The sequence below is a fragment of the Rhizobium sp. YAF28 genome, from assembly GCF_052113285.1.
Lineage (GTDB): Bacteria > Pseudomonadota > Alphaproteobacteria > Rhizobiales > Rhizobiaceae > Rhizobium.
This window is the reverse complement of record NZ_JBFRCX010000009.1, coordinates 193,059-206,842: the sequence shown is the minus strand read 5'-3', so window position 1 is coordinate 206,842 and position 13,784 is coordinate 193,059. Positions and strand designations below refer to the sequence as shown.

General features: G+C 61.1%; 14 protein-coding genes. 3 read left to right on the top strand and 11 right to left on the bottom strand.

The annotated features are described in order from the left end of the window. Nucleotides 1-48: 48 nt before the first annotated feature. Nucleotides 49-936, bottom strand: a complete 888-nt coding sequence (locus AB4Z13_RS21510; protein WP_442206770.1) for a proline iminopeptidase-family hydrolase — start codon at nucleotides 934-936, stop codon at nucleotides 49-51. 126 nt (nucleotides 937-1,062) lie between these two features. Between AB4Z13_RS21510 and AB4Z13_RS21505 the strand changes: the two genes are divergently transcribed. Both AB4Z13_RS21505 and AB4Z13_RS21500 read left to right on the top strand, forming a co-directional pair. Next, nucleotides 1,063-1,845 (top strand): LuxR family transcriptional regulator, encoded by a 783-nt coding sequence (locus AB4Z13_RS21505; protein WP_037096925.1) that lies wholly within the window; start codon nucleotides 1,063-1,065, stop codon nucleotides 1,843-1,845. A gap of 54 nt (nucleotides 1,846-1,899) precedes the next feature. Beyond that, nucleotides 1,900-2,814: a proline iminopeptidase-family hydrolase gene (locus tag AB4Z13_RS21500; RefSeq protein ID WP_162747901.1), complete on the top strand. Its 915-nt coding sequence runs from the start codon at nucleotides 1,900-1,902 to the stop codon at nucleotides 2,812-2,814. Between the two features lie 42 nt (nucleotides 2,815-2,856). On the opposite strand, the gene AB4Z13_RS21495 is transcribed toward AB4Z13_RS21500, so the two are convergent. The 9 genes from AB4Z13_RS21495 to AB4Z13_RS21455 form a co-directional block, all read right to left on the bottom strand. Further along, nucleotides 2,857-3,768 (bottom strand): ABC transporter permease, encoded by a 912-nt coding sequence (locus tag AB4Z13_RS21495; RefSeq protein WP_113320138.1) that lies wholly within the window; start codon nucleotides 3,766-3,768, stop codon nucleotides 2,857-2,859. Then, nucleotides 3,765-4,865, bottom strand: coding sequence for an ABC transporter permease (locus tag AB4Z13_RS21490; protein WP_113320137.1), 1,101 nt, complete (start codon nucleotides 4,863-4,865; stop codon nucleotides 3,765-3,767). The genes AB4Z13_RS21495 and AB4Z13_RS21490 overlap by 4 nt, the downstream gene beginning before the upstream one ends. Continuing rightward, on the bottom strand, nucleotides 4,862-6,385 hold the full coding sequence (locus tag AB4Z13_RS21485; RefSeq protein WP_442206769.1) for an ABC transporter ATP-binding protein: 1,524 nt from the start codon (nucleotides 6,383-6,385) through the stop codon (nucleotides 4,862-4,864). The genes AB4Z13_RS21490 and AB4Z13_RS21485 overlap by 4 nt, the downstream gene beginning before the upstream one ends. 3 nt (nucleotides 6,386-6,388) lie before the next feature. Then, nucleotides 6,389-7,489, bottom strand: a complete 1,101-nt coding sequence (locus AB4Z13_RS21480; RefSeq protein WP_439017856.1) for a BMP family ABC transporter substrate-binding protein — start codon at nucleotides 7,487-7,489, stop codon at nucleotides 6,389-6,391. Nucleotides 7,490-7,512: 23 nt separating this feature from the next. Beyond that, nucleotides 7,513-8,892, bottom strand: a complete 1,380-nt coding sequence (locus AB4Z13_RS21475; RefSeq protein WP_442206768.1) for an amidohydrolase — start codon at nucleotides 8,890-8,892, stop codon at nucleotides 7,513-7,515. A gap of 1 nt (nucleotide 8,893) precedes the next feature. Beyond that, nucleotides 8,894-9,553 (bottom strand): glutathione S-transferase family protein, encoded by a 660-nt coding sequence (locus AB4Z13_RS21470; RefSeq protein ID WP_442206767.1) that lies wholly within the window; start codon nucleotides 9,551-9,553, stop codon nucleotides 8,894-8,896. Beyond that, nucleotides 9,550-10,395: an aromatic ring-hydroxylating dioxygenase subunit alpha gene (locus AB4Z13_RS21465; protein ID WP_442206849.1), complete on the bottom strand. Its 846-nt coding sequence runs from the start codon at nucleotides 10,393-10,395 to the stop codon at nucleotides 9,550-9,552. Before AB4Z13_RS21465 ends, AB4Z13_RS21470 begins: the two co-directional genes overlap by 4 nt. Then, nucleotides 10,395-11,036: a Rieske 2Fe-2S domain-containing protein gene (locus AB4Z13_RS21460; protein ID WP_442206766.1), complete on the bottom strand. Its 642-nt coding sequence runs from the start codon at nucleotides 11,034-11,036 to the stop codon at nucleotides 10,395-10,397. Before AB4Z13_RS21460 ends, AB4Z13_RS21465 begins: the two co-directional genes overlap by 1 nt. A gap of 150 nt (nucleotides 11,037-11,186) precedes the next feature. Next, nucleotides 11,187-11,456, bottom strand: coding sequence for an acylphosphatase (locus AB4Z13_RS21455; protein WP_442206848.1), 270 nt, complete (start codon nucleotides 11,454-11,456; stop codon nucleotides 11,187-11,189). 206 nt (nucleotides 11,457-11,662) lie between these two features. Here AB4Z13_RS21455 and AB4Z13_RS21450 point away from each other — a divergent pair, with 206 nt between their 5' ends. Next, on the top strand, nucleotides 11,663-12,220 hold the full coding sequence (locus AB4Z13_RS21450; RefSeq protein WP_442206765.1) for a DsbA family protein: 558 nt from the start codon (nucleotides 11,663-11,665) through the stop codon (nucleotides 12,218-12,220). A gap of 49 nt (nucleotides 12,221-12,269) precedes the next feature. Here AB4Z13_RS21450 and AB4Z13_RS21445 read toward each other — a convergent pair whose 3' ends face one another. After that, nucleotides 12,270-13,784 carry a carboxypeptidase M32 gene (locus tag AB4Z13_RS21445; protein ID WP_113320130.1) on the bottom strand — a complete coding sequence of 505 codons (1,515 nt, stop codon included), beginning with the start codon at nucleotides 13,782-13,784 and terminating at the stop codon, nucleotides 12,270-12,272.

The window sequence follows — 13,784 nt, the reverse complement described above, 5'->3', positions numbered from 1 at the left end:
GGCGCTCGCCCCCTTGTCTTCGGCGGGTTCCGATCACCTGATCCTGCATCAGCTTGCCCTGTGCCGCGATAGAAAATCGACCAGTGCGGGATAGTAATCATGCGGATTTTCATAAAACGGCATGTGGCTGGCATTGGCGAAAACCTTGAGCTCGGCATTCGGCAAGGCAAGCTTCATGCGCAGCGCGCAGGCCGGCGTCAGTTCGTCATGTTCGCCCGTGGTGATCAGCACCGGCGTCGTCACACCAGGCAGATCGGGGATGCGATTCCAGTCCTTCAGATTGCCGATATAGAGGAACTCGTTCGGACCCTGCATGGTCTCATAGGGACCCATATTCCAGTCGTCGAGCGAGCGGCGCACGGGTGCCGGCCATTCCGGCAGGCGGCAGACATGGCGGTAATTGAGGATCGTTACAGCCGCCTGATATTCCGGATGATTATAGGTGCCCTGCGCCTCGTGTTTCTGCATCATCGCCACCGTCTCGGGCCCGAGGGCGGCGCGCAGCCGTTCCAGTTCGGAAATCAGGTGCGGCATGTCGGCGACGGTGTCTTCCAGGATCAGCGTCTGCAGGTTCTCCGGATAGGTGAGTGCATAGTCGATCGCCAGCCAGCCGCCCCATGAATGGCCGAGCATATGCACCCTGCCGAGCCCGAGCGCCTTGCGCACCGTCTCCGTCTCCTCGACATAGCGGCCGATGGTCCAGAGCGATGCGTCGGTCGGCCTGTCGGAGGCGCCGGTGCCGAGCTGATCGAAGGCCACCACGCGATAGCCCTTGTCGATGAGACAGGAATGGGCCTCGCGCAGATAATCGCAGGGCAGGCCCGGGCCGCCATTCAGGCAGAAGACGGTCTCGCTGCCGCTCCCGAAGCTGTAGGCGACCACCTTGTAACCGTCGACTTCGATCTCATGTCGCGCCTCAGGCTCGATTTCACACATTGACCGCTCCGGCAGAAGATTTCGCTTGCTCAATAATTGGGCATGGCTAAATTTTTACCGCAAACCACAGTCTTTGCCAGCTATAAGAAGTGATAGGGTGGGGAACCACCGACCGGGAGCCTGCCCATGCTTGATGAAATCGGAACGATCAGACGGCAATTCTCAGCCCATCAGACGTTGGACGGGCGTATCGATCAGGTTTTCGCTGCGATGCAGGAGATCGGCTTCGAGGCCCTGATCTACGATTACACACCGGTGCCTTATGACATCGACGGCGCGATCATGATCCCGTCGCTGTTGAAGCTGCGCAATATTTCCGAGGACATGCGGGAATACTGGTTCGACCGCGGCTACTTCCGCATCGATCCCGTTCAGCAGGTGGCGCTGCGCACCTCCGCTCCCTTCTTCTGGAATTACGACCGGGATGCAGACACGCTCATCAATCGCTTCATGAGCGACGACACCGCGCCGGTGACGCGCTATCTCAGCGAACGTGACATGTCGACGGGCGTCACTGTTCCCGTCCATATGCCTCGAGGTGACTATGCGACGGTGACCGGCATCCGCTTCGGCGCCAACAGCGATTTCGAGCAGCATGCGCTGCGCTACATCGCCGATTTCAACCTGCTGGCCCATGTCTTCCATGAGGCCGCTTATTCGCTTTTCGATGCCAAGGCGCTGAGCGTCGGCAAGATCCGCCTGACGGAGCGGGAGCGCGAATGTTTGCGTCATTCGGCAGAGGGCCTCTCGGCCAAGGAGATTTCGCGCATCATCGACCGTTCGGTGCCGACCGTCGTCATGCATCTCAATGCGGCTGCCAAGAAGCTTGGCGCCCGCAACCGCACCCAGGCCGTGGTGCGCGCCACGCATTACCGGCTGCTGGAAGATCGCCCATCCTATAACTTCTGATAGCTGCCTTCGCCTTTTCGGCCACGCTATGCTTTTCCATCATTGCCCTAGAGGATGGAGATATCTGTGGCCTCAGTTCCGACGAAGGAAGCCTTTCTGCCGTTTCGCGAGTACCGGACATGGTATCGCATCACCGGTTCGCTTGGTTCCGGAAAACTACCGCTCGTGGTCGCCCATGGTGGTCCCGGCTGTACGCATGACTACGTCGATTCCTTCAAGGGCATCTCGGAGCTCGATGGCCGCGCCGTCATCCATTACGATCAGCTCGGCAACGGCAACTCGACCAGGCTACCCGACAAGGGGCCGAATTTCTGGACGCCGGCGCTCTTCCTCGAAGAACTCGATGCGCTGCTGAAGCATCTCGGCATTCAGGATCGCTACGCCTTCCTCGGCCAGTCCTGGGGCGGCATGCTGGGTGCCGAACATGCAGTAGGCCAGCCGAAGGGCCTGAAGGCGCTCGTCATCGCCAATTCGCCGGCCAACATGCATACCTGGGTAGCAGAGGCAAACCGCCTGCGCGAGGAACTGCCGCAGGAGGTGCAGGATACGCTGCTGAAGCATGAGGAAGCTGGCACCATTACCGATCCGGACTATGTTGCCGCCGCGCGCGTCTTTTACGACCGGCATGTCTGCCGCGTTTCCCCTTGGCCGCAGGAAGTCGCGCGCACTTTCGCGATCATGGACGAAGACAACACCGTCTACCGCAACATGAACGGCCCGACCGAATTCCACGTCATCGGCACGATGAAGGACTGGACCATCGAGGATCGCCTGCCGCTCATCCAGGCGCCGACGCTTTTGATCTCCGGCAAATATGACGAGGCGACCCCGCTTGTCGTCAAACCCTATGTCGATCGTGTGAAGGGGTGCGAGTGGGTGCTCTTCGAGAACTCCAGTCACATGCCGCATGTCGAGGAAAACGAACTTTGCCTCGACATCGTCTCAGCCTTTCTCACCAGGCATGATTGATTGCAGTCAGCGGCTTGCGCCATCAGTGCAGCCTGCATCCGGCTATCGCTCGAATGGTTCGCCGAGCGAGGCGACGCCATTGAGCTTCAGCAGGCGACGATCTGCCGAGATGATGCCGAGCACGATGATCGTCACGAGATAGGGCAGGCAAGCCAAAAGCTGCGAGGGCACGTCGAGCCCGGTTGCCTGCGCGGCAAGCCCCATCAGCGATACGGCGCCGAAGAGGCAAGCTCCGAGGAAGATCCGCCCCGTCAGCCAGGTTCCGAAGACGACGAGCGCAATGGCGATCCAGCCGCGGCCGGCGATCATGCCATCCGCCCAGAGCGGCGTATAGATCGTCGACGCATAGGCGCCGGCGAAGCCCGCCATCATGCCGCCGAATGCGACAGCCGCGAAGCGTACGGCGATGACGGAATAGCCGATGGCGTGAGCGGCTTTCGGGTTTTCGCCGACGGCGCGAATAACGAGACCCACCTTGCTATAGGCAAACGTCGCCCAGATCGCGAGTGTCACCAAAAGCGAAAGCCAAACGACGATATCCTGGGTGAACAACCCGCCAATGAGAGGAATGTCGGAAAGGCCGGGAATGGTAATCTTCGGCAATGCCTTGACGGTGAGGCTCTCATAGCTCTTGCCGAACAGTGCCGACAGGCCCTGACCGAGAATGCCGATGGCAAGCCCTGTCGCGACCTGGTTTGCATTGAAGCCAAGGATGATCCCGGCAAAGACTAGCGAGAGCAGGACGCCGCCGATGCCGGCCGCGATAAACGCCAGAATGTGGCCGCCGCCGTGATAGACGACGATGAATGCGATGACGGCGCCGAACGCCATTAGCCCTTCGACGCCGAGATTGAGCACGCCCGCGCGCTCGACCACAAGCTCGCCAAGCGCTGCGAGCAAAAAGGGTGTCGCTGCCGCCAGCATGCCGGCCAGGATGAACTCGATGGCATTCATGATGGGCTCCTGACAGCGACAGGGCGCCAGGCAAGGCGGTAGCGGACAAAGGCGACGGCGATCAGATAGGCGAGCAGTAGGCTGCCCTGGAAAACGCGGACGGCTGCGATCGGCAAATTGGCGGAGACCATGGCATTGTCACCGCCAATGTAGAGGGCCGCCATGACGATCGACGATATGACGATGCCGATCGGATGCAGCCCGCCGAGATAGGCAACGATGATGGCAGCATAGCCGTAACCGGTCGAGATCGAGCGCTGCAGCTGGCCAAGCGGGCCGGCGACTTCGGCTGCGCCCGCAAGACCGGCGGCTGCACCACCGATCAGGAGCGACAGCCAGATTGCCCAGCCCTCTTTGAAGCCGGCATAGCTTGCGGCACGCGGCGCCAGTCCGCCGACCTGCAATTTGTACCCGATGAAGCTCTTCTGCATGAAGATCCATGCCGCGACGGACAGCAGAACGGCAAGGATCAGCGAGACATTGACACGCGTTCCCTCGATCAGGATCGGCACCATTGCGTCATACTGAAACATCACCGACTGCGGGAAGTTGAAGCCATTCGGATCCTTCCAGGGGCCGAGCAGCAGATAATTGAGAAGCTGCACCGCAACGAAGCTCAGCATCAGCGAGACCAAGATTTCGTTGGCGTTCAGCCGGACACGCCAGAAGGCGGTCAGCGATGCCCAGAGCGCGCCGCCAATGGTGCCGAGCAGCAGCATCGCCGGCCAGATCCACTGGCCGGTCGCATCCGGCCACCAGATCGGAATGGCGGAGGCAAAGATTGCACCGAGCACGAATTGCCCTTCGGCGCCGATGTTGAACACCTTGGCGCGGAAGCCGATCGCCAACCCCTGCGCGATCAGCAGCAGCGGTCCGGTCTTCAGCAGTACTTCGGAGAAGGATGCCCAGGAAAAGAAGGGTTCGATCAGCATCGCATAGATGACCGCAGCCGGATCACGCCCCATGACGACATAAAGGCCGAGATTGAGGATGATCGTGATGACCAGCGCGATGGGCGGGGCAAGCAGGGTGGCGGCAAGCGAGGCGCGCTCCCGGCGGACGAGGGTTGGCAGGGCGGCAAACAGAGGTCTGCTCATGCGATCGCTTTCTCGCGCTGCGACTGGGCGCCGATCATGTATCGGCCGATCTCTTCGGGTTTGGTATCGCGCGTGACGAGCGGCGGGCTCAGCTTCCCGTGGTGCAGGACCTGGATGAAGTCGCTAAGTTCGAACAGTTCCTCCAGCTCCTCGGAGATGACGAGGATCGCCATGCCTTCGTTGCGCAGCGTGATCAGCCGCTTGCGGATTGCCGAGGCTGCGCCGATATCGACGCCCCACGTGGGCTGGGCAAGGAAGAGCAGTTTCGGTGCCAGCATGATTTCTCGCCCGACGATGAACTTCTGCAAATTACCGCCCGAGAGTGAGCCGGCTTCGGCCTCGGGGCCACGCGTGCGCACGTCGTAGTCCCGGATGCACTCATTGGTGAAGGCGGTCGCCTGCGCCTTATCGAGCAGGCCGCGTCTGACGAGGTTCAGGGGATGGGCGGTCAGCAGGCTGTTGAGGGTGAGCGACATCTCTGGAACTGCGCCACGGCCAAGTCTATCCTCCGGCACGAAGGCAAAACCAAGCTGCCGGCGGGCGGCCGAGCCCAGTGCGCCGACATCCTTGCCCATCATGAAGATCTGATCGCGTTGCTCCCGCGGCAGGATCGTTTCACCGGAGATCAGCGCGGCAAGCTCGCTCTGGCCATTGCCCGAAATGCCGGCAATGCCGAGGATCTCGCCGGCGCGTACGGTCAGGCTGACCTGCGAGAGCGGTACGGCGAAAGGATCGTCCGGCCTGTAGTCAAGGCCGATCAGTTCCAGCCGCTTCTCGCCTTCGGCAAGCGGCAAAGCCGGCATGGGTTCCGGCATGTCGCGGCCGATCATCATGCGGGCAAGGTCGTGGGCGTCATGCTCGCGCGGGTCGATATGGCCGGTCACGCGTCCACCGCGCAGGATCGTCGCCCGGTCGCAAAGCGACTGGATCTCTTCCAGCTTGTGGGAGATGAAGAGGATGGAAACGCCGCCATCACGCAGCCGGCGCAAGGTCTCGAACAGTTTCTCCACGGCCTGCGGCGGCAGAACCGATGTCGGCTCGTCGAGGATCAACAGCTTCGGATCGGTCATCAGGCAGCGGATGATTTCCACCCGTTGCCGCTCGCCGACGGAAAGCGAATGCACATGGGCGAGCGGATCGACCTCGAGGCCGAACTCGTGCCCCAGCTTGCGGATGTGCTCAGCCAGTTCGGCTTTCTTGCCCGCCACGATGAGCCTGATGTTCTCGACCACTGTCAGGCTTTCGAACAGCGAGAAATGCTGAAAGACCATGCCGATGCCGGCACGCCTTGCCTCTGCGGGAGAGGCAAGGCTGAGGTTCTGCCCGTTCCAGGCGACGGTTCCGCTGTCCGGCAGTTCGACGCCGTAGATCAGCTTCATCAGGGTCGATTTGCCGGCCCCATTTTCTCCGAGGATGGCATGGATCGAGCGGGGAGCGACGTCGAGGTCGATCTGCTGGTTGGCGTGGACCTGGCCGTAGCTCTTGGAAATGCCGCGCAGCGACAGGAGCGGGCTTATCATGGCTTACTTCGGCAACGGCGTCGTGACACCCTTGACGTGCCAGTCCATCGCGACGATCTGCGCGTCCGTCAGCGTCGCACCCGAAGCAGCACCTTCGCTGCCATCGGCCTTGGTGATAGGACCGGTGAAGGGCGAGAAGCTGCCGTCGGCGATCTTTGCCTCGATTGACTTGATCTTGCTCATCGTATCGGCCGGGATTGCCGGGTTCCAGTCGACGACTTCGACCACCTTGTCTGCGACGCCGAGGAAGGTGTTGGCGCCCTTGAAAGTGCCGGCGAGATGGGCCTCGACCGAAGCCTTGAAGAAGGGCGACCAGTCGGTGGCGACGCAGCCGAGATAGGTCTTTTCGGCATATTTCTTCATCGAGGAGTTCAGGTTGAAGGCATAGATGCCGGCTTCCTCGCAGGCCGAGATCACCGAAGGCGTATCCTGCGCATTGGAGAAGATCACGTCGCAACCCTGCGAGATCAGCGCCTTGGCGGCTTCCTGCTCCTTGGCCGGATCGAACCAGGAATTGACCCAGACGACGGAGACTTCGATGTCAGGCTTGACGGACTGCGCGCCGAGCGTGAAGGCATTGATGGAGGTGATGAGTTCCGGAATGGCAAAGGCCGAAACCGAGCCGAGCTTGCCGGTCTTGGAAACGGCCGCCGCCGCCATGCCGAGCAGGTAGGTGCCCTGGAAATATTTGGCGGCGAAGGGTGAGAAGTTCGGCGCGACCTGGAAGCCCGATGCATGCAACACGGTGACCTTGGGATTGCGGCGGGCGATCTGCAGCGCACCATTCTGATAGCCGAAGGAACCGGCGATCAGGAAATGGTTTCCGTCGGCTACCGTCTTGTTCATGATGCGGTCGGCATCCGGGCCTTCGGCGATGTTCTCTATAACGGTGACCTTCACCTTGTCGCCATAGGCGGCCTTGATCGGATCGATGCCGGCGGCAAGTGCATGGCCCCAGCCGACATCGCCGATCGGCGAGGGCACGACGAGAGCGATGCCGAGCGGTTCGTCGGCAGCAAGTGCGGAGCGGCCGGCAAAGGCGGTGGCGAGGCCGGCAGCGGCCGCGCTCTTCATGAGCGTTCTTCGGGTCAGATTGTTGGACATGTCAGTTCCCCTCTTTTGGTTCTTCAAAATTCGACGGTCGCGAGCGCCGCTTCGGCGTCCGCAAAAAGTTTGAATTCGTCGAGGCCGGTGAATTCGCCTGCCTGCCAGACGATGCGCCCATTGATCATGGTGAGGTCGGTCGGCATGCCGATCCCGACCTTGGCGATCAGGCTCAGCGGATCGTGCCGCGTGCCGACATAATCCATCCGCCGCGTATCGATCGCGAAGAGATCGGCGGCCATGCCCGGCGCAAGACGGCCGATATCGCTGCGTCCGAGCAGGCTTGCGCCGCCTGTCGTTGCGTAGTTCAGGAAGTCGACCGGCGGTGGAACCGGATGAACGCGCGTCGATGCCGCCAGGCATTGCAGCATGTAGGCGGAATGGATGCAGTGCATGAGGTTCGAATTGTCGTTCGAGGCAGCCCCATCGCAGCCGAGCCCGACGCGAAGGCTAAAGGCTGACATTGCGGGAATGTCGGTGACCTCGGCGCCGACGAGATAGACCGGCTCGGGGCAATGGGAGACGCCGGTGCCGCTTGCCGCCATCTTGCGCAATTCGTCATGCGTCAGTTCCCAGCAATGGGCGTAGAAAGTGTCGGGGCCGGCAAAGCCGAGTTCAGCGCAGTAATCGACGGTGCGCATGCCGTACCGCGCCTCGATGACAGGGCTTTCGCCTTCGCCGACATGCGTATGCAGAAACACCCCACAGTCACGGGCAAGTGCTACGGATTCGACGAAGGTCTCACGGTAGCAGTTGACCGGCTGGCAGGGAGCGACAACCACCTGCCGCATGCTGAAGGGGCTGGCATCGTGGTAGCTGTCAATCAGCCGGGCGCAATCGGCGATGAATTCGTCCGTCGTTTCCAGCATGGCATCCGGGATCGTCGACCCCTCGGACTTCGGCAGCGTGTTGCCGCCGCGGCCTGCATGGAAGCGCATGCCGAGAAGCTCAGCCGCCTCGAACTGGCGGTCGATGAGACGTTTTCCGGCATGGCGGGGGAAGCAATATTGATGGTCGAAGGCCGTTGTGCAGCCATGCTTGATCATCTCGGCCATGGCCGTGACGGAGGAATGGTAGAAGCAATCCTCGTTTAGCCGCGAGAAGATTGGGTAGATCCGGTCCAGCCATTCGATGACCGACAGTTTCGTCCAGTCGAGATCGGCTCGGTTGCGCACGAAGCACTGGAAGAAATGGTGATGCGTGTTGACGAGGCCCGGATAGACGAACCAGCCGGTGGCATCCTGGACGATCGTGCCGGAAGGCAAGGGCTCCTGCGACAGGTTCGCGCCAATTGCCTGGATCGCCGAACCATTGGTCAGCACGTCCACGTTCCGGCGCACACTTGGTCCTTTGCCCTCGTCGACGATGACGGCTGCGCAGTTTTTCAGGAGGTAGCCGGCCATGTCACCTTTCCTCCTTCGCAGGATGGGGATCGGGCTTTAGCTCGTGCAGTCGGTGGATGCCGGGCATTTCGATGAAGCCGTCGATGCTTCGGATGGCGCGCAGCCACAACCGGATCGTTGGGTAGGGATCGAGCGAGATGCCGCCATCAGGTGCAAGCGCCACATAGGGGAAGCAGGCGATGTCGGCGATCGTGGCACGGTTCGATGCCAGGAAGCGCATGCCACGAAGCTGCTGTTCGAAGAGACCGGCTTCCAGCTCGCGCAATGCTGCGGTCCCCTGCGTCTGCAGGGTCTCGATATTGCCCGGGCGCAGCAGCATCTCGTGCAGCCGCGCGCCGCCGAGATTGGCTGTCAGCCGGTGCGAGAAGGAGAGCCACTGCTGAACCCGTGCCGTCTCCTCAGGCGTGCTGGTGCCTAACCATTCCGGTGCGCTTTTGGCGGCGAGATAGGCGAGGATGGCTGAGGATTCCGTCAGGACGAGATCGCCATCCTGGAGGATCGGTATGGAACCTGCCGGATTGAGCGCCAGGAGCTCGGGTCCGCGATGTTCGGCGCCAGGATGGAAATCGACCGGCCGGATGTCCAGCTTGATGCCGAGGATCGCGGCCATCAGGCGGATCTTGTAGCAGCTCGGCGAGAGAATGTAGTCGTAGAGCTTCATTGCGCGACCAACTGTGCACCGTAGGTATAGTTATGGCGCTTGAGCCAGCGTCTGTAGGCGACCGACGTTAGATCGGCCCTGGTCGGGATTTCCATGCCGGGGTCGAGCGGCAGCAGGGAAGGGATCTGGTTTTCGAGGATCGAGCGATCCTGCAGGAAGATCATCTGCTGAAAATGGATGAGGTCTGTCATTGGCGTTTCGTCATCAAAAAGGGCCATCCATGGCCATACGTCGCAAAGGTCTTCTGCAAGCGGCTGCACGAAGAGGGTAATGACATCCCATTCGCCCGGCCGGGGAGGGCAAGTCTTGTAGAGCACCGAGCAGGTCGGCGCCGGCACGCGGTACATATATTCGATAGTGATCCCGCCACTCGCCGACTTGGCGGCCTGCGGCTGGTAGAATTTCACCTGCGTTGCCCAGACCTCATCCTCGTCTTCGCGGATCTCAACCTTGTAATTCTCGACTTCCGTATGTGGCTCGGCGCCGAGAATATCGGTGTGGACGAAAGGGAAATGGGCGATGTCGAGAAAGTTCTCCACCGCCCGCAACGGCGAGCAGCGCACCCGTACCACGCCGACATCGACGAAGCGGCGGCCAGGCTGATCCGCCTCGGGAATGGCAAAAAGCTCCTTGGCGGGATTGCCGAGGGAAGACCAGACATGGCCGTAGCGGACACGGACCGAGAGGTTGCGCCCATCGGACGATGTCACCAGCGCATTGCCATCGGATGTGCGCGCCACTTCGATGGGTTCGCCCATCAGAGCGGTTTTGGTCCCTGTCTCGGTCAGTTGGGAAAAAAGGCCAACCGGATACCACTCGTCGATCATCGCGCCAGCCTTCATCATGCGACCTCCTTGCGCCGCGCTTCCGCCTGGCGGCGCACAGCCTCGGCGATACGGGACGCGGCAACACGGTCTGCCGGGCTGCGATCCTTCTCGATCATGACGTGAACGAGCGTGCGATCGATCTGCTCAGCCAACAGCAGCCGGACCCAGGGAAGATCGGCGATGCGGATAAACCCGTCCGAATCGACTTTGGCCCCAGCTGCGTCTTCGAGTGCGCCAATATCCGACTCGATAGTCAGCGAGCGCAACGGCACGAGATCGTCAAAGCGTGGCGGCTGGGCCGCCGGCTCGCCAACAGCCACCCAGATGACACCATCCGATTCCGCGACCTTGTGGACCGCGACACGGATCGTTTCCGGCGGCACGAGATCGGGATGGGCGGGGATGCGGATACATCCTCCCGCCGGAGAATAGCTCCAGCCATGATAGATACAGGAGAGCGCCTCGCCGCGCACGAAGCCATGGGACAATCGCATCCCGCGATGGGGACAGCGATCCGACGATGCCGATGCGCGTCCGGACTGGCTGCGCCAGAGAGCGATCGATCCCGCCGGTGTCCAGGCCGGCATCACGGTCGCCGGCGGCAGATCAGCAGAAAGGGCGACAGGCGTCCAGGAGCCGGCCGTAGCAGATGGCATAACCTATGATTCCCCAATTTTACCAAGGCTTTAGCGCTGTTGGCCGCGCACTGTCGCCGAGCTTGCGGCCTCAGTTTCCAGAGGCTTGCATAAAAAAATCGCATTGGCAACAATGATTAAATAAAGGGCAGGGGATCAATGCGGCCTGCGTTACGGTGTGTCGGCGGGATCTACAATCCTGCGCTGAATCTCATCCACCCAGACGTCGATCGGGCCAAGCGAACACCCCATTTCCAGCATGTCGATCAGTTCCACTGGCCCCGCGACCTCAAGTTCGATTCGGTCGGCGCCGGTGTGAAAGAAATCCTGGGAAAGTCCAAGCTTGTCAGCATGGCGGCGGATCCACGGGATGAACGAGGCGGCATTGACATCGCCGAGGATCGTCATTCGCTCGCGCAATTCGACCTGCCGTTCCTGCATCACTGATTTACCCATCATTTTATCCGTGAGGACAGCATAGCGGCTCGATGCATTTGTGAAAGAGGCATGACAGGCCAAACGGTCTTATGCCTTTCATGACACCGTGAATAAATAGAACGGGAAACAACCTTATCATCAGCGACGCCGGCTGCGCCGTTGATTATGGTGGCCGGTAATATCGTTCCGCAGGACAAGAGGACATGAATATGACGACGACTTCCTGGCAGGCAGACCCGCTCGTTTGGGGTTCTGGACCACGGGTTTTCGAGGCCTTTCTGGAGCCGACCTGCCCTTATTCCGTCAGGACGTTCAAGAAGCTGGATACGCTTCTGGAGCAAGCCGGTGCGGAAAAGATCACAGTGAAGATCCGGCTACAGTCGCAGCCATGGCATGTCTACTCCGGCGTGATCGTACGCTCTATCCTGGCGGCATCGACGCTGGAAGGCGGCAAGGAGACTGCGAAGAAGGTCATGGCGGCCGTTGCCGCCCATCGCGAGGAATTCGAGTTCGAGCGTCACGCCGGCGGCCCGAACATGGATGTGACGCCGAACCAGATCATCGAGCGCCTCGAGCGCTATAGCGGTGTTGCGCTGAAGGAAGCCTTCGCCATTCCCGATCTCGACCGGGAGATCAAATGGCATTGCAAATATGCCCGTCAGAACGGTATTCATGTCTCGCCGACCTTCATGATCGACGGGCTGGTACGCCCGGACATGAGCAGCGGCGATGATGTCGAGGCCTGGGTCAAGCTGCTGATCGGCTAGCCGTCTCAGGCAAGCTTATTAAACAAGTAAGTGAAAGACCTCACTACCCTCAGACGGTGAGGTCTTCGACCTTGCGCGCGAGATCGCTGATGTAAGCAGCGACGGAGAGGTCTTGCCCCGTTGCATCCACCAGCAGTTGGCTCGGGCTTTTCGACCGCCCGTATTGATGGACATTGTCGTTTAGCCAGGTCTTCAGCGGCAGATAGTCGCCCGCTTCCAGCCCGCGCTCGATCGACGTCTCTTTGCGAGCGGCGGCGAAGAACTGGGAGGACATGATGTTGCCGATCGTATAGGTGGGGAAGGAACCCACCATGCCCGACGACCAATGGACATCCTGGAGCACGCCGAGCGTATCGTTCGGCACATCGAGGCCAAGATAGGCCTTGATCTTCTCGCGCCAGATCTCAGGCAGATCGGCGACGCGGATCTCGCCCGCCATCAGCCCGGCCTCGATCTCCGAACGCAGCATGATGTGAAGGTCATAGGTCAGTTCGTCGGCCTCGACACGGATGAAACCCGGCCGCGCGGCATTGACCGCCCGCCAGAAATCCTCCGCCGTGACATCGAAGAGCTGGTCGGGGAAGGTGTTCTGCAAGTCGGCGAAGTTCAGCTCCCAGAAGCGGCGGGAGCGACCGACGCGGTTTTCCCAGAGGCGAGACTGAGATTCATGCGTGCCGAAACTGGTGCCACCGACGGCATAGAGATTGACGAAATCGGTGGTGAAGGTTGAACGGCTGAAGGCTTCCGATATGCCCTGCTCGTAGATGCCGTGACCTGCCTCATGCCAGACGGCAAAGAGGCCGCCGGGCAGCCAGGTCTCGCGGAAGCGGCCGGTGATGCGCACGTCGGAACGCGTAAAGGAAATCTCGAAAGGATGGACCGTGTCGTCGAGGCGACCGCGATTGAAATCATAGCCGAAGCGGGTAGAGATCAGGCTGGAGAACGCCCGCTGCCGGTCGACGGGATAGGCGCGGTCGAGAATTTCGGAGCGGACTTTTGCTTCTTTCGCGCGAGCGAGCAGCGGCAGCAGACCGTCGCGCAATTCGCCATAAAAGCCGCGCAGCCGCGACCAGCTCATGCCTGGCTCGTAGGTTGCGACGAGCGCATCATAGGGATGTTCCTCGTAGCCGATGTCGGCGGCGATCTCGCGCTGTATCTCCATCGTGCGTTCGAGAAGGGGGACGAAACCGGCGAAATCATTGATAGCGCGGGCCTTGCTCCAGGCCGCCTGGGCAACCGTTTTCAGTTCGGCCGCGGCGCTGACGAGAGAGGCGGAAATACGCGAGAGCGTGTCGATTGCGGCGGCTGCCTGTTCGACCGCGAGGCGGCGCGGATTGGCGGCATTGATGCCCGACAGTTCCGAGCGCGCGTCCTCAATGGCGCGTTGCAATTTGTCGCTTGTGGCAAGATCGCGGGCGAGGCTGACAAGCGTGGCTATCTGCTTGCCGCGCGCATCGACACTGCCTGGCGGCATCATGGTGCGCGCATCCCACGTGAGCAGGTTCACGGCGCAAAGGATATCGTTGATCCTGGCAATCTCGGTTTCGAAAACGGCATAGCTCAT

What these genes read in the sequence shown, in the direction of transcription:
- AB4Z13_RS21445 (WP_113320130.1), bottom strand. Translation starts at nt 13,784, where the DNA reads ATGAGCTATGCCGTTTTCGAAACCGAGATTGCCAGGATCAACGATATC.
- AB4Z13_RS21460 (WP_442206766.1), bottom strand. Translation starts at nt 11,036, where the DNA reads ATGCCATCTGCTACGGCCGGCTCCTGGACGCCTGTCGCCCTTTCTGCT.
- AB4Z13_RS21490 (WP_113320137.1), bottom strand. Translation starts at nt 4,865, where the DNA reads ATGAGCAGACCTCTGTTTGCCGCCCTGCCAACCCTCGTCCGCCGGGAG.
- AB4Z13_RS21510 (WP_442206770.1), bottom strand. Translation starts at nt 936, where the DNA reads ATGTGTGAAATCGAGCCTGAGGCGCGACATGAGATCGAAGTCGACGGT.
- AB4Z13_RS21455 (WP_442206848.1), bottom strand. Translation starts at nt 11,456, where the DNA reads ATGCAGGAACGGCAGGTCGAATTGCGCGAGCGAATGACGATCCTCGGC.
- AB4Z13_RS21480 (WP_439017856.1), bottom strand. Translation starts at nt 7,489, where the DNA reads ATGTCCAACAATCTGACCCGAAGAACGCTCATGAAGAGCGCGGCCGCT.
- AB4Z13_RS21500 (WP_162747901.1), top strand. Translation starts at nt 1,900, where the DNA reads ATGGAGATATCTGTGGCCTCAGTTCCGACGAAGGAAGCCTTTCTGCCG.
- AB4Z13_RS21465 (WP_442206849.1), bottom strand. Translation starts at nt 10,395, where the DNA reads ATGAAGGCTGGCGCGATGATCGACGAGTGGTATCCGGTTGGCCTTTTT.
- AB4Z13_RS21450 (WP_442206765.1), top strand. Translation starts at nt 11,663, where the DNA reads ATGACGACGACTTCCTGGCAGGCAGACCCGCTCGTTTGGGGTTCTGGA.
- AB4Z13_RS21470 (WP_442206767.1), bottom strand. Translation starts at nt 9,553, where the DNA reads ATGAAGCTCTACGACTACATTCTCTCGCCGAGCTGCTACAAGATCCGC.
- AB4Z13_RS21475 (WP_442206768.1), bottom strand. Translation starts at nt 8,892, where the DNA reads ATGGCCGGCTACCTCCTGAAAAACTGCGCAGCCGTCATCGTCGACGAG.
- AB4Z13_RS21495 (WP_113320138.1), bottom strand. Translation starts at nt 3,768, where the DNA reads ATGAATGCCATCGAGTTCATCCTGGCCGGCATGCTGGCGGCAGCGACA.
- AB4Z13_RS21485 (WP_442206769.1), bottom strand. Translation starts at nt 6,385, where the DNA reads ATGATAAGCCCGCTCCTGTCGCTGCGCGGCATTTCCAAGAGCTACGGC.
- AB4Z13_RS21505 (WP_037096925.1), top strand. Translation starts at nt 1,063, where the DNA reads ATGCTTGATGAAATCGGAACGATCAGACGGCAATTCTCAGCCCATCAG.